Origin of the sequence: Bosea sp. (in: a-proteobacteria) (assembly GCF_023953965.1) — a bacterium.
Lineage (GTDB): Bacteria > Pseudomonadota > Alphaproteobacteria > Rhizobiales > Beijerinckiaceae > Allobosea.
The window spans coordinates 2,162,911-2,186,042 of the sequence record NZ_JAMLIX010000001.1 but is presented as its reverse complement, the minus strand read 5'-3'; the positions used below and the strand labels follow the sequence as shown (position 1 = coordinate 2,186,042).

The window sequence follows — 23,132 nt, the reverse complement described above, 5'->3', positions numbered from 1 at the left end:
CTCAGTAACCGAACCATGGGCCGAGCACGGGAACCGGCAGCCTTACACCCCACGCGAAGATCGCGGTCGAAAGGATCGCCAGCCCGGCGCTGACCAGCACTGCCTTGCCAAAATGCAGTTCCTTGCTGGCCATCGACGCCACCAGCGAGGTCAGAAACACCACGGGCAGCAGACCAAGCCCTTCGAGGGTTCCCGCGAAGACGACGACAGCGACCGACAGGAAAGCCACCGCCCGCCAGGGAACCTGGCCAAACACAGCCTCCTTTCCGGCGAAAAGCGAGCGGACGACGACAGCCAAGCCGATCAACGCCAGGACAAGCGACAGCAGAAGCGGCACATAGCCAGGCCCCATCCGCGAGGCCGTGCCGAGAGGCAGATCCAGCGACATCTTCCCGTAGAGCAGGCCGACGATGATGTACACGCCGCCTGTCAGGAGGTCTTTCCGGCTGAACGTCATAGTGAGGACCCCCGTTTCACGGCTGCCGGCAGTCAAGCAACCTCGGGCCAGTCACGAAGCCTCGAAGTCCGGCCGCGCTTCTGGCAGGCCGGGACTCGATGCGGCGGGTTGCGGCAGATTACTGCAAAGTGATGCCAGCCTGCTTGATGATACCGCCCCAGCGCTCGAGTTCGGAGTTTATTTTGATCTGCAGTTCCTTTGGCGTGCCGGGCGTGATCGCGACGCCTTGCGCCTCCAACTTCTCGCGCAGCGCCGGCACTTCAAGCGCGGCATGGAATGCGGCATTGAGCTTGGCGACAATTTCGGGCGGCGTTCCGGCTGGAGCGAGCAGCCCGTACCAGATGCTTGTTTCATAGCCGGGCAAGCCGGATTCATCGACGGTCGGGATTTCGGGCAGCAATGGAGTCCGCTTCAGCCCAGCGAACGCAATGGCGCGGGCCTTGCCGCCTTCAACCGCCGACCAGACCGTATTCTTCGACGCGATGATGAAGTCGAGTTCGCCGGACATCAAATCGACGACGGCCGGAGCGCCGCCTTGGTAAGGTACGTGACGCGCCTTGATACCCGCCGTGTGGGCGAAGAGCTCGCCGGAGAGATGCAGCCAGGAGCCATTTCCCGCGGAGCCGAACTTGAGTCCGCCGGGTTTGGATTTGCCGAGCGCCACCAGGTCGCTCACCGACCTGACCGGAAGCGCTGCGTTCACGAACAAGAACCCCGGAACAACCGCGAGCTCTGTGATCGGCGTAAAGCTTTTGATTGTGTCGTAAGGCAGCGTCTTGTTCAGCAACGGCGCATGGATGAAGTCGTTGTAGATCAACAGGATTGTGTAACCGTCAGGTTTTGCCTTGGCGACGAAATTGGTGCCGATGATCTGTCCAGCCCCAGGCCTGTTGTCAACCACTACCGGCGAGCCAAGAGACTTCGAGACCTCGTCGGCTAGGAGGCGGGCAATGAAGTCGGCGCTACCCCCGGGAGGCGTCGGCAGAACGATGCTAATCGGTTTGGATGGAAACTTGGATTGCGCCTGGGTGCCTCCCCATGATCCAAGCAACAGGACTGCGGCAGCCAACGCGGACACCAGATGTTTTCTCATTTCCTCCTCCTTTGTTATATTGAATGTTTATCGCCTCTGATCGTTCGCTATCTGAAACGTATCGGGTCGGCGAGGATGCGCTCGCTACCGAAGCTCACTGGGCTCAAGACCGCGCTGGCGTTCTCGCCGTCCGCTGCGCAGACATGCGCCAGCGCCGCCTCCAGGGATGAGAACCAGACAATGTCTGCCGCGTCGCAGGTAAGAGGTGCGCTGCCGTCGAACTCCCGATGCACAACCTGTTCGTGGCCAGCCAGCTTTTCGGTATCCAGGCGATCGGCGTATTCCTCAACGAAGGCAGCCCGAAATTCTCCTGGCGTCACGTCGGAACGGCGCCTCAGGAAGGTGATCAGCTTGACAGCGCGATCCTCCGCTGGTGGCGCCTTCCTGACGATACGGTCGCCCTCGACGACGACGAGCTTCGACATGTCCACGAAGGCGTGCGCGTCCGGGCCCGTCTCTCTCTTGTAGCCTTCGGAGGCAAAGGCATCTCGCATCGACTGGGCATCATCGAAATCGAGCTCGGCGCAGAGATCGAAGTTTGGATGCGGCAGCGGCCGTAGGCCGCCCACGAAGAGCGGATGGTTCTGAACGTAGCGCCGCAGGCCGGGCAGATGAAGCGCACTCGGCCCGTGCACCTCGCGCCAGTGCTGGGCAAACGATGCCCTGGAGACGCCCGCCTTCCTGGGTGCAACCGCCAATCGCGTATACATTCGTCGGGTACTCCTCGTCAGGCGGCGGCCGCCGTTCTCAAACCACTCCCGAGCGGGAGAGGAAATCCAGCACCTGAGCACCATGCTCTTCAGGCTGCTCGATATGCGAGAAATGCCCGACGCCCGGCGGCAACAGAATTTCGACCTTGGGCGAGTTCACCAGCCGTTCCGCGCTTTCCCGCACGGCCGTTTCGCTGACGATCCAGTCGTCCTGGCCGCGGATGAACAGCACCGGACAGCGAATCTGCTTCATGCGGGAGCGGTAGTCGAAATTGCCGTAGGCCGTCAGATCGGCCTGGATACTGATCGAGGAGTAGCAGCGCACTTCCCACATCAGATAATCCCGCACCTGCTGGCGCGTCCGATGGCCGGTGCGGTCGATGGTGCGGGCGATATGGTGATAGGCCGGATTGATCCTCGGATGATCCATCATCGCGAGCGCGGCCGGCGACTTGGTCGTCGGTGTGTAGTCCGCGCCCTGGAAGGAGATGGCCGCCGCCACCTCGCCCGGATAGTCGCCGGCAAGCTGCAGCACAAGATTGCCACCGACGGAGCAACCCAGGACGACGACCGGCTTCGTGATGCCGACGGCCCTGCGGAACGCCCCGATGAACTGCGAGATCGCATCCATCGTGGACAGGCACCGGTTGCCGTCCAGCGGCCAGGATTTGCCGTGGCCCGGCAGGTCGACAGCATAGAAGCGACCGCTGCCGCAGACGACGTCGGCGAATTTCTGCCACTGCCGGCAGTCGCGGCCGGCGGTATGAATGCCGAGGAAGACGACCTTGCCATGATCGTCGCCGGCCGTCTCGTAATAGGTCCGCACGCCGTCGACATCGACATAATGGCCGGTGATCGGGTTCTTCGTCGACCAGGTGAACGCCGGATCGTGGCCCGCTGGCATCGGCTTCGACACGACCGCGATGCCGGCTTTCGCCGCCGCCTTGGGCAGCAGCCGCGTGAAATGCGCCATCGCTTGCGCCTCGGCGGAATAGCGGACGCGGTCGCCCCGGATGATCGTGCTGCCGAAGGGCTTGACGATCGCCTGGGTGAGATCGATCAGGCCGACGAACATCTTGACCCAATCGCTCTTCGGGCCGGTGATCTCGTAAAGCCATCCGCTCGAATGGCCCTCGTCCCCGGTCACGGCGACGATACGTCCCTGGCGGAAGCAGAGGTTGTATCCGTCGTCGCCGATGCCAAGGCGGACCCAGCCGTCGAGATGCTCGGCGAAGATCGGAAAGCCTGAATCCTGCGCGCAGATCTCGGCCATCGCGGCGAGGATGGCGGCCACGGTGTCGCGGCTGACTTCGGGAAGGGAAGCCGGGTCGGAAGAAGCGATGTTCATGGCGGGATTCTCTTCAGAAGGGCCGCGGAGTGACAAGGATTTCGCCGCGCTCGACGACGACGGTCCCGTCGACCGCGAGCGTTGGCTCGGTCATGATCCCGTCGAGATGCAGCGAGCTCTGGTATTTGCAGCGCCACGAGCCATCGAGCGCGTTCAGGCCCGAACCGCAGGCGATGTGGACATGGCCATAGACCTCCTTGTCCTCGAAGGAGCTGCCGATCGAGCGGGCGGCATAGTTGGTCCCGACGGCCAGCTCGCCGATGTAGCGGGAATATTCGTCGCCGTGCCGGTCGAGGATGCGCTCCAGTGCACGCGCCTCCGCACCGCCCGAGATGCTGACGATCTTGCCGTCTTTCAGGTCCCAGATAATCGGCTCGCGCAGCAGCCCCACTTCCATCATGAAGGCATCGAGCACGATGCGGCCGTTGCCCGAGTGCTCCTGCGGCGTCGTGTTGACCTCGCCGCCGGGGTAGACGATCGTGCGGGCGCCGTTTTCAAACCGGCTGTAATAGGCGGAGAAGTTCCTTCCCGTCATGTCGAAGGTGACATCCGTGCCCTTCGGCGACGTCAAATGGATGCTCGTGCCCTTGTTCAGAGCGTCCCGCGTCTTGATCGAGATGTCGCGGACGATGTCGACATCGGCCCTGGCCGCACCGCTGACCAGCATGTCCTCGGTGACGTTGGACATCACGACATAGCGCACCTTGTGCTCAAGCCGGGCCACATGGCACGCCTTGCTGTGCGAGATGCTGCGACTGCAGCAATTGATCAGGATATCGCAGCTCTTCATCGCCGCCGCCACCGCCGGCGGCGGCTCCGCGCTCGGAACCGCCAGCGGCTCCATCACCGTGATGCTGACGGTGCCGCCATCGCCGCGGATGGCGCCGGCGATGGAATAGTAGACGAGCGGGCTGATCTCGGTGTCGGTGACGATGCAGACCTGCTCGCCTGGCTTGATCGCCAGCGTCTCCCTTGAGAAGCGGGTGGCAGCAGCGCCGATCTGGAACAGGCGTCCCGGCTTCGCAGCCGTGTCGACCATCTCGTACCAATATTGGTTTGCCAACTTGTCCCTCGCCACGGTCATTTACGGAACCGGCTCCCATTCTTTTTGTCGGAGCCTCTTGAGCGTGGCCAAGCTGGCATCAAAGATCAAATGATGTTAGATGCTAATTCTCAATCAATTTTTTTGATGCCTCAGGGGACAGCACTATGACTCTGAAGCAGTTGCAGGCATTCTATTGGATCTGCCGAATGGGCGGCTTTTCGGCTGCGGCAAAGCGGTTGAATTCGACGCAGACGGCGATCTCGATGCGCATTCGCGAGTTGGAGCAGAGTTTCGGCGTAAAGCTCTTCGAACGCGGAGGCCGGGAACTTCGCATGACCAGCAAAGGCAGGGAACTATACCCGCTTGCCGAAGAACTTTTGGAGAAGACGGCCCGCATCCAGTCGGCGATCTCCGATCCAGCTTCGATGTCCGGCATGGTGCACCTCGGCGTTACCGATTTCATCGCGGTGACCTGGCTGCCGCTGCTGGTCCGCGCCATCGAGGAAAAATTTCCGAACGTCCTGGTCGAAATGGACGTCGATCTCGGCCCCAACATCCAGCACAAGATCGATTCGGCCGAAGTCGACCTCGCCTTGATGCCGGGGCCTCTGCCGGGGCGTCATTACCTTCACCGGCACCTGGGCTCGGTCGAGTTCGCCTGGATGGCGAGCCCTTCGCTCGGCGTGCCGGACAAACTCGCACATGAAGATCTAGAACAGCTCCCGCACCTCTCCCTCCGAAAGGCGTCCAATTCCTACAATCTCGTCCAGGACTGGCTAAGCGCACGTAACATCCGGTTCCGCAGGACCTACTTCTGCGCCAACATGCAGGTGCTGATATCGCTCACGCTGGACGGGCTCGGCATCAGTCATTTGCCGCTCGACTACGTCCGTCCGCACATTGAGAGCGGCAGGCTCCGGGTGATCTCCATTCCTCCGGATATGGAAAGCCTGGAATATTATGCGATCTTCGACCCGAAACTAGCCTCGGTCATCGTTCAGTCGGTCGCGGATTTGGCCGTGAACTGCAGCTCTTTTCAGTGAACCCGCTCACAAGCCGGTTCTCGATGCTGCCGGGGTACACGCGAACGAAGGCGTACACGCGCGAAGGCTGCAGTTGCAGCGCAGCGATGAGGGCTTCCGGCCTGATCTCGAACGCGGCGACCTTCACGGAATACATCCAGAACCCGCGCCGCAAGGCGCGGGTCACGAAGATGATCCATGCCGGCCTCGAGGACGAGAAGCGCGCCGCCGGCCTGCTGGCCTATCTCAAGCAGTTCGACGCCATCGGCAAAAGGCGCAAGAACCCGCCCTGGAAAATCTGCAGGTCAAGCTCACCATCGCCTCAGGCCAGAGACGAGCTTTTCCTGTATAATCAAATTTTTGACTGGAATCCTGTTCGTAGATTCGAAGCAAAATTAGATTTTTGATCATCCCTGTATTCAGCGCATCGGTCGACTCTATCCTGAGTCACAAAGAATATTTCCCTATCATTATTATCTGATATTCAGCATGAATTTAAACTTATTGATTTACGAAGCGCAGGATGCTATCAGGCCGATGTGCTCGATGTGGGCACGCATCTGCTGGTTGGGGAGGACGGCATGTCTCACGACGCCCTCTTGCAATTGGGGATGGCTTCAGTCGTGCTGAGCGCCTCCCAAAAGGAAGACACTCTTGTCGCGCGCACGCTGGACCCGCGCGCCGAGGCCATCGACCGGGATAGCACGGGCCGGCACGTAGTGCTCGGGCTTCGTGGGCAGACCCTGCGCAGGGGCAACAGCGCGAAAGCGCTTCCTCTTCGCGAGGAGACGGCGGCAGCCCTTCGCCCCGTCGCCTGAACGCGCCCGCCGCCGGCCACCTCCAACCTGCCTCGATCCGGCCGCTGGAAGATCGCGCCGGAAGACCGATCCGAAACGTCGCGCACAACGGGGCGCCAGCCGCAGCTATCGCGCACAACACAAGGTTCCGATGATCGAGACACCGTATTACCAGATCGACAAAAGCAAGCTGCTGCGCAATCTGCGGACGATAGGATACGTCCGCGATCGTTCCGGCGCGAAGGTGCTGCTGGCGCTCAAATGTTTCGCGACCTGGGCCGTCTTCGACGTCATGCGCGATCATATGGACGGCACGACGTCATCGTCCCTCTACGAAGTGAAGCTCGGGCGCGAGGCGTTCGGCGGCGAGACGCATGCTTACAGCGTCGCCTTCGCCGACCACGAGATCGATGAGGTCGTGGCGAATGCCGACAAGATCATCTTCAACTCGATCCGCCAGCTCGACCGCTACGCCGGCCGGACCGGGGGGCTGAGCCGGGGCCTGCGTCTCAACCCGGGCATCAGCTCGTCGCATTTCGATCTCGCGGATCCCGCCCGTCCGTTCAGCCGGCTCGGCGAGCAAGATCCGGCGGCCATCGCGCAAGTCATCGACCAGGTCGACGGCCTCATGATCCACAACAACTGCGAGAACGGCGATTTTGTCCTGTTCGAGCGCATGCTCGGCCAGATCGAGGAAAGGTTCGGCGCGCTGTTCTCGCGGGTGAAATGGATCAGCCTCGGCGGCGGCATCCATTTCACCGGCGAGGGCTATCCGCTCGCGGCATTCTGCGAGCGCCTCAAGGCATTCTCGCAGCGCCATGGCGTGCAGCTCTATCTCGAGCCCGGCGAGGCCGCGGTCACAGAAAGCACGACGCTCGAGGTGACGGTGCTCGACACGCTCTTCAACGGCAAGCATCTCGCCGTCGTCGACAGTTCGGTCGAGGCGCATATGCTCGACCTGCTGATCTACCGGCAAAGTGCCCGCATCGAGCCCGATAGCGGCAACAACCGTTACATGATCTGCGGCAGGTCCTGCCTCGCCGGCGATATCTTCGGCGAATTCGCCTTCGATCGCGAATTGAAGCCGGGCGATCGCCTCTCGATCCAGGATGCGGCCGGCTACACCATGGTCAAGAAGAACTGGTTCAACGGCGTGCAGATGCCGTCGATCGTCATGCGCGAACCGAACGGCAGCCTTCGGCTGGTCCGCGCGTTCTCCTATCAGGATTATCGATCGAGCCTGTCCTGAAAGCCCCCCTCCCCTTTGAATCAACCGGAAGCCGAAAGGAGGCCCCCGCCCAAATGAAGAGAAATGTCCTGATTATCGGCGCCGGCGGCGTAGGCCACGTCGTCGCCCACAAATGCGCGCAGAACAACGACGTTCTGGGCGACATCCACATCGCCTCGCGAACGAAGGCCAAGTGCGAGGCGATCGTCCGTTCGGTGCATGCGAAGGGAAATCTGAAGACGGGAGGACGGCTGATCGCGCATGAGGTGGATGCGCTGGATGCCGGGCAGATCGCCAGGCTGATCGGGACGACGGATAGCGCGATCGTCGTCAATGTCGGCTCGCCTTTCCTCAACATGTCCGTGCTGTCGGCATGCATCGCGACCGGTGCCGCCTATATCGACACGGCAGCCCACGAGGATCCGCTCGAGGTCTGCGATCCGCCGCCCTGGTACGGCAACTACGAATGGAAGCGGCAGGCCGAATGCGCAGGCGCCGGCGTCACGGCCATCCTCGGCGCGGGCTTCGATCCGGGCGTGGTCAACGCCTATGCCCGCCTCGCCCAGGACGAGTATTTCGACACGATCGACTCCATCGACATCATCGACATCAATGCCGGCGATCACGGCCGGTACTTCGCCACCAATTTCGATCCGGAGATCAATCTCCGCGAATTTACCGGGCCGGTCTGGTCCTGGCAGCGGGGTCGATGGACGTCGAACCGGATGTTCGAGGTCAGCAAGCAATGGAATCTGCCGGTCGTCGGAAAGCGGACCGCCTATCTGACGGGCCATGACGAGATCCACTCGCTGTCGCGCAATCTCGACGTGCCGAACATCCGCTTCTGGATGGGGTTCGGCGAGCGCTACATCGCCATCTTCAACGTCCTGAACAATCTCGGCCTGCTCTCCGAGAAGCCGATCAGGACCGCGGAGGGCCTGGAGGTGGTCCCGCTCAAGGTGGTCAAGGCCGTGCTGCCCGACCCGTCGTCCCTCGCCCCCGACTATGCCGGCAAGACCTGCATCGGCAACGTGGTCAAGGGCGTGAAGCACGGCAAGCCGCGGGAGGTCTTCATCTACAACGTCGCCGACCATGCCGAAGCCTTCGCGGAAGTCGGCAGCCAGGCGATCTCCTATACGGCGGGCGTGCCTGCCGCGGCAGCGGCGATCCTCGTCGCCAAGGGCGACTGGGACGTGGGGGCCATGGTCAACGTCGAGGAGCTTGCGCCGAAACCGTTCCTGGCGCTCCTCGACCGCATGGGCCTTGCAACCCGTATCAGGGATGGCGATGGAGACCGGCTCATGAGCTTCGCGGCGGCGGCCGACCGGACCAAGAGAAGCGTCGGGGCGCTGGTTCCGGTCGCCTGACCGCAACCGCGCGATGCCTCGCGAGCCGGGGCTGGATCCGATCCGGTTGGATCAGCCGGATCGGATCATGCGCCGGAGCATGGGGGAACGGCACGACCCGCACGATCGACGCGCGGCGCTTTCAATCGGTCGGACGGGAACGCTGACGCAGGGGCGCCCGTGCGTCACCGGCATCGTCCCGCTCGGGCGCCCCAAACATGAACTGGTGGGGCTCGCGGCCTCAGGCCCCTCTCCCGCTGCCACAACTTTCTCAAATGAGATCAAACGCATAGCCTCTGCGGAGGCTGAGAACGGAGCGTGATTTCGTGTTGCGTCAGCTCGCAACACGTTTCGTTTGATTTCAACGGGCTACAGCGGGGTCGCGGCGCCTCTACGCGACATCGCCGGCAGCCGAACACAATTCGTTCCTGTTAGGGGGTGGAGGTGAAGCGCGCGCTCCTGCCATTGCCCTCTCTGCGCCGCCCGAGGCGGCCGATCGACGCCGTCGCGGGCTTCTTCGCCTGAGCCTTACCGCAGCAGCCGCCAGCCGCCGTCTTCGCACTGCCGCCTTTTCGCGGCTCCCGCTCTCGCCTGCGCGCTCGCCGCCTCCGCCCGCATCCCCAAGGACGACGCCGGTCCTGACCTGGGACCCTTTTCTCCTCCGGTCCGAGGGAGAGTCCCGAGTTTGATTTCTGGCCTCGAGCGGCCTGTTTTTCCAGCGTGGATTTGAGCGCTTTTTCGGCGCTGCATCGCCGGCTCGCCAACATCCCGGTTGACATTCCCATAATTTAATACAATGTGTATTTTAACAAGGAGGCGAGAGATATGGGGCTGCTGATCGGCATCGATGCTGGCGGGACCTTCACCGATCTGATGGTTCACGACACTGAGACGGGCCTCACATATTCGCACAAGACGTCGTCGACTCCCGCCAACCCGGCCGATGCGATTGTCCGGGGAATCGAGGAGCTGCTTGCCTGTCACCGGCTCCCCGGGGCTTCCGTGGAGCGCGTCTCGCATGGCACGACCGTCGGCACCAACGCGCTTCTCCAGCGCAGCGGGGCTCGTATTTCACTGATTACGACCCGTGGTTTCCGGGACCTGATCGAGATCGGCCGGCAGACCCGGCCCTATAATTTCGACATGCACACGGATTTTCCGCCGCCCGTCGTGCCGCGTCACCGGCGTGTCGAGATCGAAGAACGGGTCGGTGCGGATGGTTCAATCCTGGCCGCAGTCGATCAGTCCGATCTCGATCGAGCTATCGGCGAGGTGCTGCGCGAAGAGCCGGAGGCGGTGGCTGTATGTTTCCTGTTCGGCTACCTGAACCCGGTTCACGAGCTTGAGGTGAAGCGTGCACTCGGCGTGCGAGCCCCGAAGCTATTTGTGTCCACGTCCAGTGAAGTCCAGCCCGAATTCCGGGAGTACGAACGCATCTCGACCACGGTTTTGAATGCCTATCTACAGCCGGCAATGGCACGCTACCTGGATGCCGTGGACAGGGAATTAGCGATCAAGATGCCTGGAGTCCGGGTGGCGATCAGCCGATCCAACGGCGGGCTGATGTCGCTGCCCCTGTCGAAATCATTCCCGATCCGGACCGCCCTCTCCGGACCTGCCGCGGGTGTGATCGGTGCTGCCAGCGTGTTGAGGAGCGCCGGGCGGCCGAATGCGATCACCTTTGACATGGGTGGAACGAGCGCTGACGTGGCTCTGATACTGGACCACGAATGCGGTTATCGCCATGCCTCGTCGATCGGCGGCTTTCCGATCCGAATGCCCATGCTCGATATCCACACGGTGGGGGCTGGTGGTGGGTCAATCGCCTGGTTCGACAAGGATAATCTTCTCAAGGTTGGCCCACGCAGCGCCGGCGCTGTTCCGGGCCCAGCCGCTTATGACAAAGGTGGCGTCGAGCCGACGGTCACGGATGCGAACGTGGCGCTCGGACGATTGTCGCCAGCCGGTCTTCTCGGCGGCGCGATGCGGCTCGATCAGGATTTGGCGCGGCAGGCCGTCAATCAGGTGGCGGTTCCGTTGGCGCTTTCCGTGGAGCATGCGGCCTGCGGCATCATCGACATTGTGACTTCGAACATGGTCCGCGCCATCCGGGCCATCACGGTCGAGCGCGGCTTCGATCCGCGAGACTTCGCCCTCGTCGCTTTCGGCGGCGCCGGTCCGCTGCATGCCCGCTCGGTCGCGGCCGAACTCGGGATCGGCGAAATTCTCGTGCCGTCCCGGCCCGGCCTTCTCTGTGCTGCCGGCGCTCTCACGTCGCGTTTCAAGGAAGATCTCGTTCGCACGGTCAACCGCCCCATCCGCGACGACGCGGATCTCTCTCAAATCGCTTCCGGCATTGCTGAACTGCTCGATCAGGCAAAAGCCTGGTCTGCTGTCGAAGTGATCGACCCTGCGACCGTAGAACACCAGGTCGTGCTCGACATGCGGTATATGGGCCAGAATTTCGAGCTTCCGATTCCGCTGTCGCGCGAGGAGATCCAGGCGCTGCCGCAAGCGGACACACTGCGCGACCGGTTCTTTACGGAGCATGATCGGCAATACGGATTCCATGCTCCGGACGGCGTGATCGAAGTCGTCAATATCCGCATGACCGCCGAGAGCGGCGCCGGCCCCGGCCTCGTCCATGATCAGGTCAATGTTGATCGACCTGCGGCTGTCCCGCGGGGGACCAGAACCATATGCTTCGATATCTCGGGTTCGATCAGCACTCCGGTCTATTGGAGAGACGACCTGGTCTCCGGCCAGAAATTGATCGGGCCGGCGGTCGTCGATCAGCTCGATACAACCAGCCTCCTGTTTCCCGGGGACGGGCTCGAGGTCGACACCAACGGCAATCTCATCATCGCGGTGAAGTCATGAATCGTTTCGTTCCCGTGAACCCCGCCGAACAGCTGGATCCTATCAGCATCGAAGTTATCCAGAACGGCTTAAGGTCTATCTCTGACGAATGCTATATAGCGCTCATGAAAAGCGCTTACTCGACCAATATAAAAGAGCGGCATGATCATAGCACCTGCATCATGGACGCTTCCGGGCGGATCGTCGTCCAAGCCGCGCAGACGCAATCGATCCATTTGAGTTCGATGCTCGGCCATGTCGAAGCGCTCCTATCGCGTTACCGCCTGACCGATCTCCAGGAGGGGGATATCTTCATCTCCAACGACCCTTTCGTGGCCGGCGGCACTCATCTTCCCGACGTGAATTTTGCAATGCCGATCTTCTTTGAAGGTCGGATCATCGGATTCTCATGCAACATTGCCCATCACGTGGATGTCGGCGGCATGGCCCCCGGCAGCATGTCGTCGAATATGACCGAAATCTACCAGGAAGGGCTCCGCCTGCCGGTCGTTCGGCTTGTCTCGCGCGGCCAGATCGTTCCCGACGTGCTCGAGATAATCCTGCTGAACGTTCGGGTGCCGCAGGAGCGTCGTGGCGATTACTTTGCCCAGATCGCCGCTTGCCGCCTGGGGGAGCGCCGCGTGCGGGAGCTTTGCGAACGCCGCAGCGCCGGCCGCGTCCTGGCGACATTCAAGGAGGTGATCGATCGTACCCGTGCGCGCATGCGACGTGCCATCGAAGAACTCCCGGATGGGATCTACCGCTTCGAAGACGTCATGGAGGATGACGGCAACGGTACGCACGACATCCCCATTCGCCTTTCGCTCACAGTCGACGGCGATCGCATTCGGCTCGACTTCAGCGGCACGAGCCCCCAGGTCCGTGGCAATATCAACTGCCCGTTGACTGCCACTCAATCGGCCGTCGGCTATGTATTGAAGGCGCTGCTCGATCCGGATGTGCCCAATAATCATGGCATTCTCGACGTGATCGAGATTCATGCTGAGCCGGGCTCGCTGCTGAACCCGGTTTTCCCGGCTGCGGTCGCCTACCGGGCCCATACAACCCAGCGCATCATCGATGTCGTCATCGGCGCACTCGCTCCTGCGCTTCCGGATCGGGTCATCGCCGCGAGCAACGGCTCGAATACAACCGCCGTGTTTTCCGGCATCGACCCGCGCAGCAACCGGCCCTATCTTTACCTTGAGACTCTCGGCGGCGGCTGTGGCGCGCGATCGTTCAAGGACGGCAAGGACGGCGTTCAACAGCATATCGCAAACACCGCGAACCTCCCGGTGGAAGCGATCGAGAGCGAATACCCTCTTCGCGTGCGTGAATATGGTTTCGCATCGGATACCGGCGGAGCGGGCCGGTTCCGCGGTGGCCTGTCGCTGCGCCGGACCATCGAGCCAATCGATCATGATTGCCTTTTCAACGGTGCCGGCGAGCGATTTGTCCATGCACCCTGGGGAGTGTTCGGAGGCGGTCGCGGCGCGCCCGGTCGCATCCGTCTGGTCGACGCCAACGGAGGAGCCCGTGATCTTGGCGGAAAACCCGCGCCGATGATCTGCCCCGACCGCCACGCCATCGAGATCACCACTCCAGGGGCCGGCGGCTACGGCGATCCGCAAAAGCGTAGCGCTGCCGATCTGGCTCGCGACTTGCGCAGCGGAAAATTCAGCATGGACTTTATCGCAAGTCGATACGGCATCGCCCCGGCGGCGCTTGAACGGGCGGCCCGCGCCGCACCGGACACGGACTACGATGACCCGCCTGCGCCCTGGCATAACGTGGATCAGGGATGAGTTCGGACAACCACTTTGCCGCCGCAATGGGATTGACCGCATAAGCCATTAATAATACACTGTGAATAAAATAGGTGGTGCATGGCTACCAAGGTCTATATCGGGGGTGGTGCCGGCTTTGCAGACGAGCGGCCTGACGCCGTCGAAATCCTCGTGGGCACGCTGGAACGTCGTAACGGGCCCCGCTACATCATCCTCGAAACGCTCGCGGAACGGACGCTGGCCCTTGCTCAACTCGAGCGGCGCAGAAATCCCGATGCCGGTTACACCCCTCAACTCGGCGCTTTTCTGCGTCCGATCCTGACACGCTGCGTCACCGCGGGCATTCGGATCGTCTGTAATTCAGGGGCCGCCAATCCCAGGGCTGCGGCGGCCCTCGTGTTCGGGATCGCCAGGGAACTGGGGCTCGAGGGCCTGCGCGTTGGCCTGATCGAAGGGGACGATCTCCTCGGTATGGTTTCCGAGCAGGAGATTCGCGCCTGGCCGACGATCGAGGGGCTTCCGCTCGGGGACGAGCCGCTGATTGCCGCCAACGTCTATCTCGGCGCACGCCCGATCGCCGAGGCGCTGAACCTCGGCGCCCATATGGTCATAACCGGTCGCTGTACGGATTCCGCGCTCGTTCTCGGCCCTTTGATCTCGGAGTTCGGCTGGACAGAAACCGATTGGGATCTTCTTGCGGCCGGGACCTTGGCCGGTCATCTCCTCGAATGCAGCGCCCAGGTCTCGGGCGGTTACTTCGCGGATCCTGGCTACAAGGACGTGCCTGATCTTGGACGGATCGGCTTCCCGATCGGTGAAGTCGAGGCGGACGGCCGACTGGTCATCACCAAGGCGGACGATACGGGCGGTCTGGTTTCGACCGCCACGGTGACTGAGCAACTGCTCTACGAAATGCACGACCCCGCGGCTTATGTGGTGCCCGACGTGGTGCTCGATGTGACCGCTGTCCGCCTCGAGGAGGCCGGTCCCAACCGGGTCGCCGTAACCGGAGCGCGCGGTCGACCCCGTCCCGAGACTCTGAAGGCGACACTCAGCGTTGAAGGCGGGTTCCTGGCCGAGGGAGAGATCACCTATGCGGGACCCAATGCCCTGGCTCGCGCGGAGCTCGCCGCGCAGGTGCTGGCCGAGCGTCTGCGTATCGTCGGTATTCAGTGTCCGACGCGCATCGACCTGATTGGCGCGGTCAGCAGCTTCGACGGCGACAGCGGCACGATGCGCCGTCGGGGCGAATTTCCCAACGATGGCGAATATCGCGTTCGGCTCGCCGGCAATGCCCCCGACAAGCTTACCGCGGATCGCATCGCCAACGAGGTGATTGGTCTCTACAGCACCGGCCCAGGGGGAGGAGGAGGCGTCAGGAAAGGTGTTACCGGCAGGGTTCAGACCCGGTCCGTACTGCTTGGGCGGGACTTGGTTAAGCCGACCGTTGAAATCTTGGCGGAGGCCCCCCTATGAGCGCCGAAGAAACCCTGGAGGTCGCTCTCCATGAGGTTGCCCACAGCCGAACGGGCGATAAGGGCAATCGCGTAAATGCGAGCCTCATCGCCTATGATCCCGCGATCTTTCCGCTGTTGGCCGAGCAGGTGACAGCTGAGCGGGTTGCCCGGCTTTTTTCAGCGCGCGGACCGGTCAAGGTATGCCGCTACGATCTGCCTTTGCTGGCAGCCTTCAATTTCGTGATCGATGACGTTTTGGAAGGCGGCGTCAACGGCAGCCTCAACCTGGATGGGCACGGCAAGACCTTGTCCTTTTTCCTGCTGACCTTGCCGGTCAGGATCCCGCGTCATCTCCTCGCAGCGCGCAAACGAGGCTTCGACGACCAGCCCGCTCCAATGCGAAGAGTGGCGTCCTGAATGGCTGGGCCGATTCATCACTCGAGGAGGGCAGAGGACCGCGCCTCCGCCATCGTGCCGGTCGACGATGGGCAGTACGGCACGCGAAGCGATGCCGCGAGCCCGCTCCTGGAAGCCGTTGGCATCTATCGCAGGTTTGGCGGGCTGCGGGCGCTGCAGGGGGCGAGCATCGCCGTGCAGCCGGGCACGATCACCGGCCTGATCGGCCCCAACGGCGCGGGAAAGAGCACGCTGTTCAATATCATCGCCGGCGCATTGTCCCCGGATCAGGGGACTGTACGCCTGCGCGGCCGAGACGTGACACATGAGCGGCCTGATCGACGGGCAGCGCATGGGCTCATCCGCACATTCCAGTTGTCGAGAACGCTTCCGACGCTGAGTGTCCTTGAGAATCTGATGCTTTATGGGCCGAAACAGCCGGGAGAATCGGTCTGGGCAGCTCTTCGCGGATCCGCTGCCGCCGTGGACCGGGAGCGTGATCTGCGCAAATCCGCGTGGCGGATCGCTGAGATGCTCAAGCTCGGCCACCTCGTCAACGCCGCCGCCGCGGATCTCTCAGGCGGCCAGAAAAAGCTTCTTGATCTGGGGCGCGTGCTGATGGCGCAGCCACGGCTGATCCTGCTCGACGAGCCCATGGCGGGGGTCAATCCCTCGCTCAGCCGCGATCTCAGCGAGCATCTGCTGCAAATCCGGGCCGCCGGAATCACGGTGCTGGTGATCGAGCACAACATGAGTTTCGTCAAGTCCGTCTGCGACTATGTCTATGTTCTTGCGGGAGGCCGGAACCTCGCTGAGGGCAGGTTCGAGAGCATCCGCGCACACCACGGTGTTCAGCAGGCCTATCTCGGGAGCGATGCATGACGCTCCTGACCGCAGCCGGCCTGGTCGCAGGCTACGGCGCCCAAGACGTAATCCTGAAAAGCATCAGTGTCTCCGTCGCCGCAGGGGAGGTCGTGGCGATCCTCGGGCCCAACGGCGCGGGAAAATCGACATTCCTCAAGGCGCTTGCCGGCGTCGTGCCTCTCAGAAAGGGATCGATCCTGCTGGCCGGGCACGAGATCTCAAACCTGCCGCCGCGAGAGCTGGCGAAGAGGGGGGTCGCCTTCGTGCCGCAGGAGCACAACGTCTTCCCGAGCCTGACCATCGTCGAAAATCTCGAGATCGGCGGAAATCTCCATCCCTCCTCCAACCGGGAGCGGACCGAGAAGGTCTTCGAGCGCATTCCTGCTCTTGCCGAAAAACGGCGCGCACGGGCAGGGGCGTTGTCCGGCGGCCAGCGCCAACTCCTCGCCATGGGCATGGCCCTCATGGTCGATCCGAGGCTCGTCCTGTTGGACGAACCGACCGCGGGTCTCTCTCCAGCGGCGGCTGGAGACCTGTTCCAGCTGATCCGAACATTCGCGGATAGCGGCATAGCCGTTCTGTTGGTCGAGCAGAATGCCGTAAGGGCGCTGGAGTTCGCGGAAAGAGCCTACATCCTGGTCGATGGCTGCAATAGTCGGGAAGGACCTGCCGCAAAGCTCCTGGCCGACCCCGAGATACGCTTCGTCTTCCTGGGAGAACACGCAGCCGAGACGCTAAAATCAACGTAACATAGGGGAGCAAAGCATATGACCGCCTCTTTTCATCCTACGCGCCGTGCTGTCGCGGTTGGTGCCTCCGCACTCGCAGCACTTCCGATTCCGTCGTTTGCACAGCAGTTTCAGGGGCCGATCCGTGTCGGCGGCCTGGTTCCGCTCACCGGCGCCGGCGCTCCCCACGGCCCGACGATGATGAAGATCCATCGTGCAATTGTCGAAGACGTCAACAGGGCGGGAGGCATATTTGGCCAGAAGATCGAATATTTCGGAGAAGACGATCAGACCAATCCGGATGCCGGCGTTCTCGCGACTCGAAAGCTCATAGACGTAGACCGCGTCAGCGCAATCATCAGCGTCTGGGCATCGAGCGTCGGAGCCGCCATGCTGCCGATCTGTTGGCAGAATAAAGTCATTATGTTTGGCATCACTTCCGCTGACTCGCTTAGCGCCATGCCTCACCAAGGATATTTCATCCGAACGCATCCCGATACCGGCATGCAAGGACGCAAGCTGGCCGAGTTCGCGATCAAGCGAAAAGCCAAACAGGTCTATGTTCTTGCCCCGCAGCAGCCATATGCCGAGCCGTTCATCCGAGCGGTCGAAGCCGCGTGCACGGCAGCCGGAACGAAAGCGACCAGCGTCATCTACGATATTCGTAAGACGTCCTTTCGTACGGAAGTCGACCAACTCCTCAAGGCGCAGCCCGATGTCGTCCTGCTGGGCGGGCTGGCACCCGACAACATCATCATGACACGCGATCTTTACAGAGCCGGTGTCAAGGCGCCGATCATCGGCCTTGCGACGGGCGTCAATCAGGCCGTGATAGACGGGGCTGGAAAGCAGGTCGTCGAAGGCCTCTACACGCAAGTACCGGTTCCGGCGCTGGGATCACCAGGTTACAAGCGCGTCCAGGAGATCGCCGGCACAGATCAGCCCGACACCTACGCCTGCCAGGCTTTCGACCATATCAATCTTTTCATCCTCTCGGTCGCCCGGGCCAAGGCGGCAACCGGCACGGCAATCAAGGATACCATCCGTTCGGTCAGCAGTGGTTCGGGGGAGGTCGTGACGGACGCCCTGGCGGGTCTGGCGATCCTGCGCGAGGGACGCCCGATCAATTATGACGGGGCCTCCGGACCTTGTTCGTTCGAGCCGAATGGCAGCCTTTCAGACTGCGAATTCCAATTGCAGCAAATCCGTGACGGCAAGCTCGTCAACGTGACCCTCTGATGAGTTCCGAACTTCTACAACTAACCGTCAACGGGCTCATGGCCGGCTCTACGATTGCTTTGCCAGCTGTGGGGTTGAGCCTTATCTTCGCCGTCCAGAGAATAACGAATTTCTCGATGGCGGCGCATGTGGCCGTTGGCGCCTTTGTAGGATACGTCTCGAACACTTACTTCGGAGTCCCCTTCGTGGGGACTCTCATTTTTGCCTTTATCCTCGCGGGACTTGTCGGGGTTTTCACAGATCGGATTGCGTTGCAGCCTCTGCGTGGCGGGGGACCCTTGATCGTGGCCATCGGTTCGATGGCGTTGAATATGGTTCTCGAGAACGCGCTGCGCATGCTCTTTGGAAACGATGTCCGTTCCCTCGACGTCCCGATCATGCGCGACGTCGTGTGGGGCAACATCCGAATCGCGCCGCAGCAGTTCGAGAATCTCGGTCTCGCGGTCGTCGCCATGGGTCTTTTGTTCGGCCTCCTGACCTTTACAAGCATCGGGCGCGCCATGCGGGCGGTGGCCGATAATCCTCAACTTGCAGACATAAAGGGAATAGATCCTCGACGTATCTCAACCATCTCCAACTTTATTGGAATGGGTCTCGGTGGCGCTTCGGGAATCATCCTGGCAACGAATACTGCGATTACGCCCGATATGGGCTTTCTGATCATCATTTCGGTCTTTGCCGCGGCCGTTGTCGGAGGGCTCGGGAATGTGACCGGAGCAGTCGTTGGAGCCATTCTGATCGGCGTCGCCGAAGAGTGGTCGACGCTGATCCTGCCGGTCAACTATCGATCGGCGATTGGATTTGTAGCGATCATCATGACATTGGCCCTACTTCCCCGCGGCATTCTCGGCGGACGCCAGACTATCTGAGAGCAGGCAATGCTGAATTATCTCACAGCCGCGGGGACATTCGCAGGCATCTACGCCCTGATTGCGCTTGGCCTCAATATAATCTGGGGCATGACCGGCATGGTCAACCTTGGCGTAATTGGCTACTATGCTTTTGGCGCATATGCTTCCGCTATTCTCTCGCTTGAGCTGGGTATTCCGGTGCCGCTATCGGCACTGATCGCTGTTCTGATCACGGCTGGAGTCGGCGCTGCCACAACCTTGGGTGTCGTGCGGGTCAAAGATGATTATCTTGCTATTGTTACGCTAGGATTCGCAGAAACGGTGCGCTTGGTCGCTGAGAACGAGGTGTGGCTTACGAACGGTACGGATGGCCTCGCCCAGATTCCGCAGCCCGGTCTCGATGTGCTGGGGCCAGCGTTCGGCTACTGTTATTTTGCTTTCGTGCTCTTGACCGTTTGTGCAGCGCTCTTCCTCCTGGAGCGGCTTCGCGGCGCTCCATTCGGCCGAGTGCTCCGCGCTATTCGTGACGACGCGCCGGTCGTCGCAGCCGCTGGGAAGAACGTTGTCCAGTTTCAGATGGTCGCGCTGGCGATCGGCGCGGGCCTCATGGGGCTGTCCGGCGCAATATACGCGCACTATATCGGATTTGTATCGCCAGATACATTTGGAACACAGAGGCTTATCTATATATTCTTTGCAATAAGCCTCGGCGGGAAAGGCAATAATTTTGGTGTAGTCCTCGGAACATTCCTGCTCGTTCTTTTCGATGAAAGCGCCCGCTTTGCGATCTCGTCCCTGCCTGGCCTGTCGGCCGTTCAGATCGGCGCCGGCAGGCAATTCATTATTGGCGTTTGCTTCCTCCTGGTGCTCCGCTTTAGGCCCCGAGGCGTTCTCCCGGAGGCAAGGCCGGCGTATGGCCCGGAATAAGTGCCGACCACCCAGGCAGACTTGCCGGCATGAAGTATTTCATGAGGTAGGGACTACGCTAACGCTTAACAGATCATTCTGCTTCATGTAAGCCGCCACATTCTCCTGGAAAAGCCGGGTATGGCGGCCGGCCAAGGCTTCGGCGGATACGGCGTTTCCTGTTTCGATTTCATCGAGAATCTGCTCATGTTCCTCGACGAGACGATCGAAATAGGATCGATAGCTCTGGCTACGGGTGACAGCCGCGGAATGGACCAGGTAGGCGAAGCGCATCGTTGCATTCAATGTGCGCGTTTGAGCCTCGGCGAGGTAGCGGTTGCCCGCAGCGCGACCGAGCTCATCGTGAAACCGCCAATTGGCTTCTCCCATCGCGCGGAAATCATTGCGCCGCGCCGCGTCAGCGAAGTCGACGTTTATCTTTCTGGCCGCGGTCAGCGCCACTTTATTGGGGCGGCGGGCCGCCAGGTGGCAGATCGCACGCGAATAGAGGTCGAGAGCCTCGAAAAGCTCGCCGACGCTGTCGAAATCGATCGGTGACACCCGTGCGCCCCGGTTTGCGACGATCTCGACGAGTCCGTCCGCCTCGAGCCGGATCAGCGCTTCCCGAACGGGAGTGCGTGAAAGCCCGAATGATTGCACGAGGGCCAGCTCATCCAATAGCGCGCCCGGTCTCATTTCCATCATCAAGATCTGGCTGCGGAGCTCGTCATAGACGACTTGGCTGCCAGTGCCTTTCGGGCGGCCCGAAGGGCGCAACGGCCCTGTATCCACGGTCATGCAGATCCTCGATCTCTCATCTGTGAAAATCTGTGAGAAACCATGATATAATACCGCGCCGGCAAGGGCCACGGTCGGGCCGCTTTGAGATGGACGCCGGGCTCGCGGCGATGCGATTTTGACGTGAACGACTCCCGAGAAGACCCCGGGCGCCCGAGATGCGCAAGTGCCGCAGGCAACGACACCCAGGCGAACATCGAGGCCCTTTCGGCGCCTGTATCAGGTCGGAATTCTCGATAGGCCGGCGCCTTTCGGCCCGATGCCGGGACAAGGCGGTTCAGCTGAGATCCAGCGTGGCGAACTGGTCGCCGTAATTGCCGTGGGGGAGTTGCTCGAACCCGGTCGGCTTGTACACCGCGAGGTTCTGGAGGTTGGAGCAGAAGCACGGGATCACCGGCGTGGCCTCCAGCATCATCGCCTCGGCCTGCACCGATGCGGAAGCAGGCCGGCGGGATCTCCGGGCGGCGGTCAGGAAGACCGATTTCCGCGACGACTTCAGACGAGGCTGGCGACGTTTTGCGAAACGGATGCGGCCGCGGCCACGACGAGGGGCGCGAAACGGGCTTTCGCCTCCTCCGGCGTGTAGCGGGTGCTCGACACGCTGATGTTGAAGGCGCAGAGGGGCTGGGCCTTCGCGTCCAGGACGGCGGCCGCGATCGACAGATCGCCGTGATAGAATTCCTCGAAAGCCGTCGCGTAGCCCTGGGCGGCCGAGGCTTCGATCTTCCCGATCAGCGCATCGAGCATGTAGGTCGTCGAGGCCGTGTAGGGTTTGAGATCGCTCTGTTCCAGGACGGCGCGGGCCGCAGCCGGCGCCATGCGGGAGAGCATGGCGATGCCCGGCGCCGTACAGAAGGCGGGCATCTTCGCGCCGACCACGACATCGTTCGCCAGGACATGCCGGCTGAGAAACCGTGAAACGAAGATGATATCCGTGCCGTCCAGAACGGTGAGATTGATGGTCTCCTCGGTCTCCCGGCTGAGGTGGAGCAGATAGGGGATCGACTTCGTGATCAGCGTGTTGGATCGAACGTAGTTGGACCCCATCGTCAGCGTCTTCGACGTCAGCTCGAGGCGGCGGTTGTTCTCGTTTTTCTTCATGTAGCCGAGCTTGGTCAGGGTATGGGCGAAGCGCTGTGCCGCGCTCTTGTCGAGATCGGCCGCCTTGGCGATCTCCGTCAGGCTCAGCGTCGGATGAGCCGGGCTGAACGCGGCCAGGACACGAAAGGCCTTCTCGACGGAGCGGACCGTCAGCGGGTCGTGACGCTCGCCCGCGGCGTCGGCCGTCTTCTTCTCCCGGCGCTCGGATCCAGATCGTCCCACCATGAGCCATCCCCCAACTAGGTTTGAATTGACAATTCAAGCAAGATTATAATACGCTATATTGTATCTCATTGCAATACGATAACTGGAGGCTGATTTCATCATGACGGACGGAGTGGTGGAAGAAGCGCGGGGCGAGATTGCACTGATCCGGCTCGCCAAGCCCGAAATCCTCAACGCCTGGGACGCGCCGATGCGAGCGCGCCTCGTCGACGCGCTGCGCCGCGCGGGAGACGATCCGCAGGTGCGCGCCATCGTCCTGACCGGGACCGGGGAACGCGCCTTCTGCGCCGGCCAGGATCTGCGCGAGGCCAGGAGCTTCGACGCCGAGCGGGCCGAGAGCTGGATCCGGGAATGGGAGACGCTCTACGACACCATCCGCTCGCTGCCGAAGCCCTTCGTCGTCGCCCTGAACGGGCTCGCGGTCGGCTCGGCCTTCCAGGTCGCCCTGCTGGCCGATTTCCGCATCGGGCATGCCGAGGTCCGCATGGGGCAGCCCGAGATCAACGCCGGCATCGCCAGCATCACCGGTCCCTGGATCATGCGCGAGATCCTCGGGGTGGCGCGCACGACGGATCTGGCGCTGTCCGGGCGCCTGATGCCGGCGGAGGAGTGCTTCCGGATCGGCATCATCAATCGTCTGGTGCCGCGCGAGCAGGTTCTCGACGAGGCGCTGGCGCTGGCGCGCGAACTCAGCGGCAAGGCCGCGCTCGCCATGCGGCTGGACAAGCAGTGGTTGCGGGAGATGAGCGAGCCCGGCTTCCGAGCCTGCATCGCCGCGGCGATCCGTTACCATCGTGAATCCTATGGATCCGGCGAGCCGGGCCGGCAGATGGAGAAATTCCTCGATCGCGGAGCGCGAGCGTGAGGGTTTCGCC

The 23,132-nt window shown here is 62.0% G+C and carries 23 protein-coding genes; 15 read left to right on the top strand and 8 right to left on the bottom strand.

Translation table 11 applies throughout. The annotated features are described in order from the left end of the window. Position 1: 1 nt before the first annotated feature. The 5 genes from M9917_RS10040 to M9917_RS10020 all read right to left on the bottom strand — a co-directional run bounded on the left by M9917_RS10040 (position 2) and on the right by M9917_RS10020 (position 4,671). The gene (locus M9917_RS10040) at positions 2-421 is read right to left on the bottom strand and encodes a tripartite tricarboxylate transporter TctB family protein (RefSeq protein ID WP_297253264.1); all 420 of its coding nucleotides are present in this window, start codon (positions 419-421) and stop codon (positions 2-4) included. Positions 422-575: 154 nt separating this feature from the next. Further along, entirely contained in the window at positions 576-1,550 is a 975-nt protein-coding gene (locus M9917_RS10035; protein ID WP_297253262.1) for a Bug family tripartite tricarboxylate transporter substrate binding protein, read from the bottom strand. Positions 1,551-1,597: 47 nt separating this feature from the next. Continuing rightward, complete coding sequence (locus tag M9917_RS10030) at positions 1,598-2,260, bottom strand: EthD domain-containing protein (RefSeq protein WP_297253260.1); 663 nt, start codon at positions 2,258-2,260, stop codon at positions 1,598-1,600. 37 nt (positions 2,261-2,297) lie between these two features. Beyond that, positions 2,298-3,608 (bottom strand): alpha/beta fold hydrolase, encoded by a 1,311-nt coding sequence (locus tag M9917_RS10025; protein ID WP_297253258.1) that lies wholly within the window; start codon positions 3,606-3,608, stop codon positions 2,298-2,300. Positions 3,609-3,621: 13 nt separating this feature from the next. Continuing rightward, entirely contained in the window at positions 3,622-4,671 is a 1,050-nt protein-coding gene (locus tag M9917_RS10020) for an aminopeptidase (RefSeq protein WP_297253256.1), read from the bottom strand. Between the two features lie 146 nt (positions 4,672-4,817). Here M9917_RS10020 and M9917_RS10015 point away from each other — a divergent pair, with 146 nt between their 5' ends. The 14 genes from M9917_RS10015 to M9917_RS09950 all read left to right on the top strand — a co-directional run bounded on the left by M9917_RS10015 (position 4,818) and on the right by M9917_RS09950 (position 20,154). Beyond that, positions 4,818-5,696: a LysR family transcriptional regulator gene (locus tag M9917_RS10015; RefSeq protein WP_297253255.1), complete on the top strand. Its 879-nt coding sequence runs from the start codon at positions 4,818-4,820 to the stop codon at positions 5,694-5,696. Next, positions 5,693-6,082: a c-type cytochrome gene (locus tag M9917_RS10010; RefSeq protein ID WP_297253253.1), complete on the top strand. Its 390-nt coding sequence runs from the start codon at positions 5,693-5,695 to the stop codon at positions 6,080-6,082. Before M9917_RS10015 ends, M9917_RS10010 begins: the two co-directional genes overlap by 4 nt. Before the next feature lie 174 nt (positions 6,083-6,256). Beyond that, on the top strand, positions 6,257-6,493 hold the full coding sequence (locus tag M9917_RS10005) for a hypothetical protein (protein WP_297253251.1): 237 nt from the start codon (positions 6,257-6,259) through the stop codon (positions 6,491-6,493). Positions 6,494-6,623: 130 nt separating this feature from the next. After that, on the top strand, positions 6,624-7,721 hold the full coding sequence (locus M9917_RS10000) for a carboxynorspermidine decarboxylase (protein ID WP_297253249.1): 1,098 nt from the start codon (positions 6,624-6,626) through the stop codon (positions 7,719-7,721). 53 nt (positions 7,722-7,774) lie between these two features. Then, entirely contained in the window at positions 7,775-9,067 is a 1,293-nt protein-coding gene (locus M9917_RS09995) for a saccharopine dehydrogenase family protein (RefSeq protein ID WP_297253246.1), read from the top strand. Positions 9,068-9,871: 804 nt separating this feature from the next. Next, positions 9,872-11,926: a hydantoinase/oxoprolinase family protein gene (locus M9917_RS09990; protein ID WP_297253245.1), complete on the top strand. Its 2,055-nt coding sequence runs from the start codon at positions 9,872-9,874 to the stop codon at positions 11,924-11,926. After that, complete coding sequence (locus M9917_RS09985; RefSeq protein ID WP_297253244.1) at positions 11,923-13,710, top strand: hydantoinase B/oxoprolinase family protein; 1,788 nt, start codon at positions 11,923-11,925, stop codon at positions 13,708-13,710. The genes M9917_RS09990 and M9917_RS09985 overlap by 4 nt, the downstream gene beginning before the upstream one ends. A gap of 81 nt (positions 13,711-13,791) precedes the next feature. Beyond that, entirely contained in the window at positions 13,792-15,168 is a 1,377-nt protein-coding gene (locus M9917_RS09980; protein ID WP_297253242.1) for an acyclic terpene utilization AtuA family protein, read from the top strand. After that, on the top strand, positions 15,165-15,566 hold the full coding sequence (locus M9917_RS09975; protein WP_297253240.1) for an AtuA-related protein: 402 nt from the start codon (positions 15,165-15,167) through the stop codon (positions 15,564-15,566). Before M9917_RS09980 ends, M9917_RS09975 begins: the two co-directional genes overlap by 4 nt. A gap of 54 nt (positions 15,567-15,620) precedes the next feature. Beyond that, a complete protein-coding gene (locus M9917_RS09970; RefSeq protein ID WP_297253238.1) occupies positions 15,621-16,427 on the top strand; it encodes an ABC transporter ATP-binding protein in 807 nt (268 codons plus the stop codon). Beyond that, complete coding sequence (locus tag M9917_RS09965) at positions 16,424-17,158, top strand: ABC transporter ATP-binding protein (RefSeq protein ID WP_297253236.1); 735 nt, start codon at positions 16,424-16,426, stop codon at positions 17,156-17,158. Before M9917_RS09970 ends, M9917_RS09965 begins: the two co-directional genes overlap by 4 nt. An 18-nt stretch (positions 17,159-17,176) precedes the next feature. Continuing rightward, positions 17,177-18,376: an ABC transporter substrate-binding protein gene (locus M9917_RS09960; protein ID WP_297253234.1), complete on the top strand. Its 1,200-nt coding sequence runs from the start codon at positions 17,177-17,179 to the stop codon at positions 18,374-18,376. Beyond that, entirely contained in the window at positions 18,376-19,245 is an 870-nt protein-coding gene (locus M9917_RS09955; protein ID WP_297253232.1) for a branched-chain amino acid ABC transporter permease, read from the top strand. Before M9917_RS09960 ends, M9917_RS09955 begins: the two co-directional genes overlap by 1 nt. Positions 19,246-19,254: 9 nt before the next feature. Further along, on the top strand, positions 19,255-20,154 hold the full coding sequence (locus M9917_RS09950; protein WP_297253230.1) for a branched-chain amino acid ABC transporter permease: 900 nt from the start codon (positions 19,255-19,257) through the stop codon (positions 20,152-20,154). Positions 20,155-20,193: 39 nt separating this feature from the next. Here the strand turns inward: M9917_RS09950 and M9917_RS09945 are convergent, their stop codons facing one another. The 3 genes from M9917_RS09945 to M9917_RS09935 all read right to left on the bottom strand — a co-directional run bounded on the left by M9917_RS09945 (position 20,194) and on the right by M9917_RS09935 (position 22,257). After that, positions 20,194-20,931, bottom strand: coding sequence for a GntR family transcriptional regulator (locus M9917_RS09945; protein WP_297253228.1), 738 nt, complete (start codon positions 20,929-20,931; stop codon positions 20,194-20,196). Between the two features lie 277 nt (positions 20,932-21,208). After that, positions 21,209-21,343, bottom strand: coding sequence for a hypothetical protein (locus tag M9917_RS09940; protein ID WP_297253226.1), 135 nt, complete (start codon positions 21,341-21,343; stop codon positions 21,209-21,211). 83 nt (positions 21,344-21,426) lie between these two features. Continuing rightward, on the bottom strand, positions 21,427-22,257 hold the full coding sequence (locus tag M9917_RS09935) for an IclR family transcriptional regulator (RefSeq protein ID WP_297253224.1): 831 nt from the start codon (positions 22,255-22,257) through the stop codon (positions 21,427-21,429). Positions 22,258-22,357: 100 nt separating this feature from the next. Between M9917_RS09935 and M9917_RS09930 the strand changes: the two genes are divergently transcribed. Continuing rightward, on the top strand, positions 22,358-23,122 hold the full coding sequence (locus M9917_RS09930) for an enoyl-CoA hydratase/isomerase family protein (protein WP_297253222.1): 765 nt from the start codon (positions 22,358-22,360) through the stop codon (positions 23,120-23,122). Positions 23,123-23,132 lie beyond the last annotated feature (10 nt).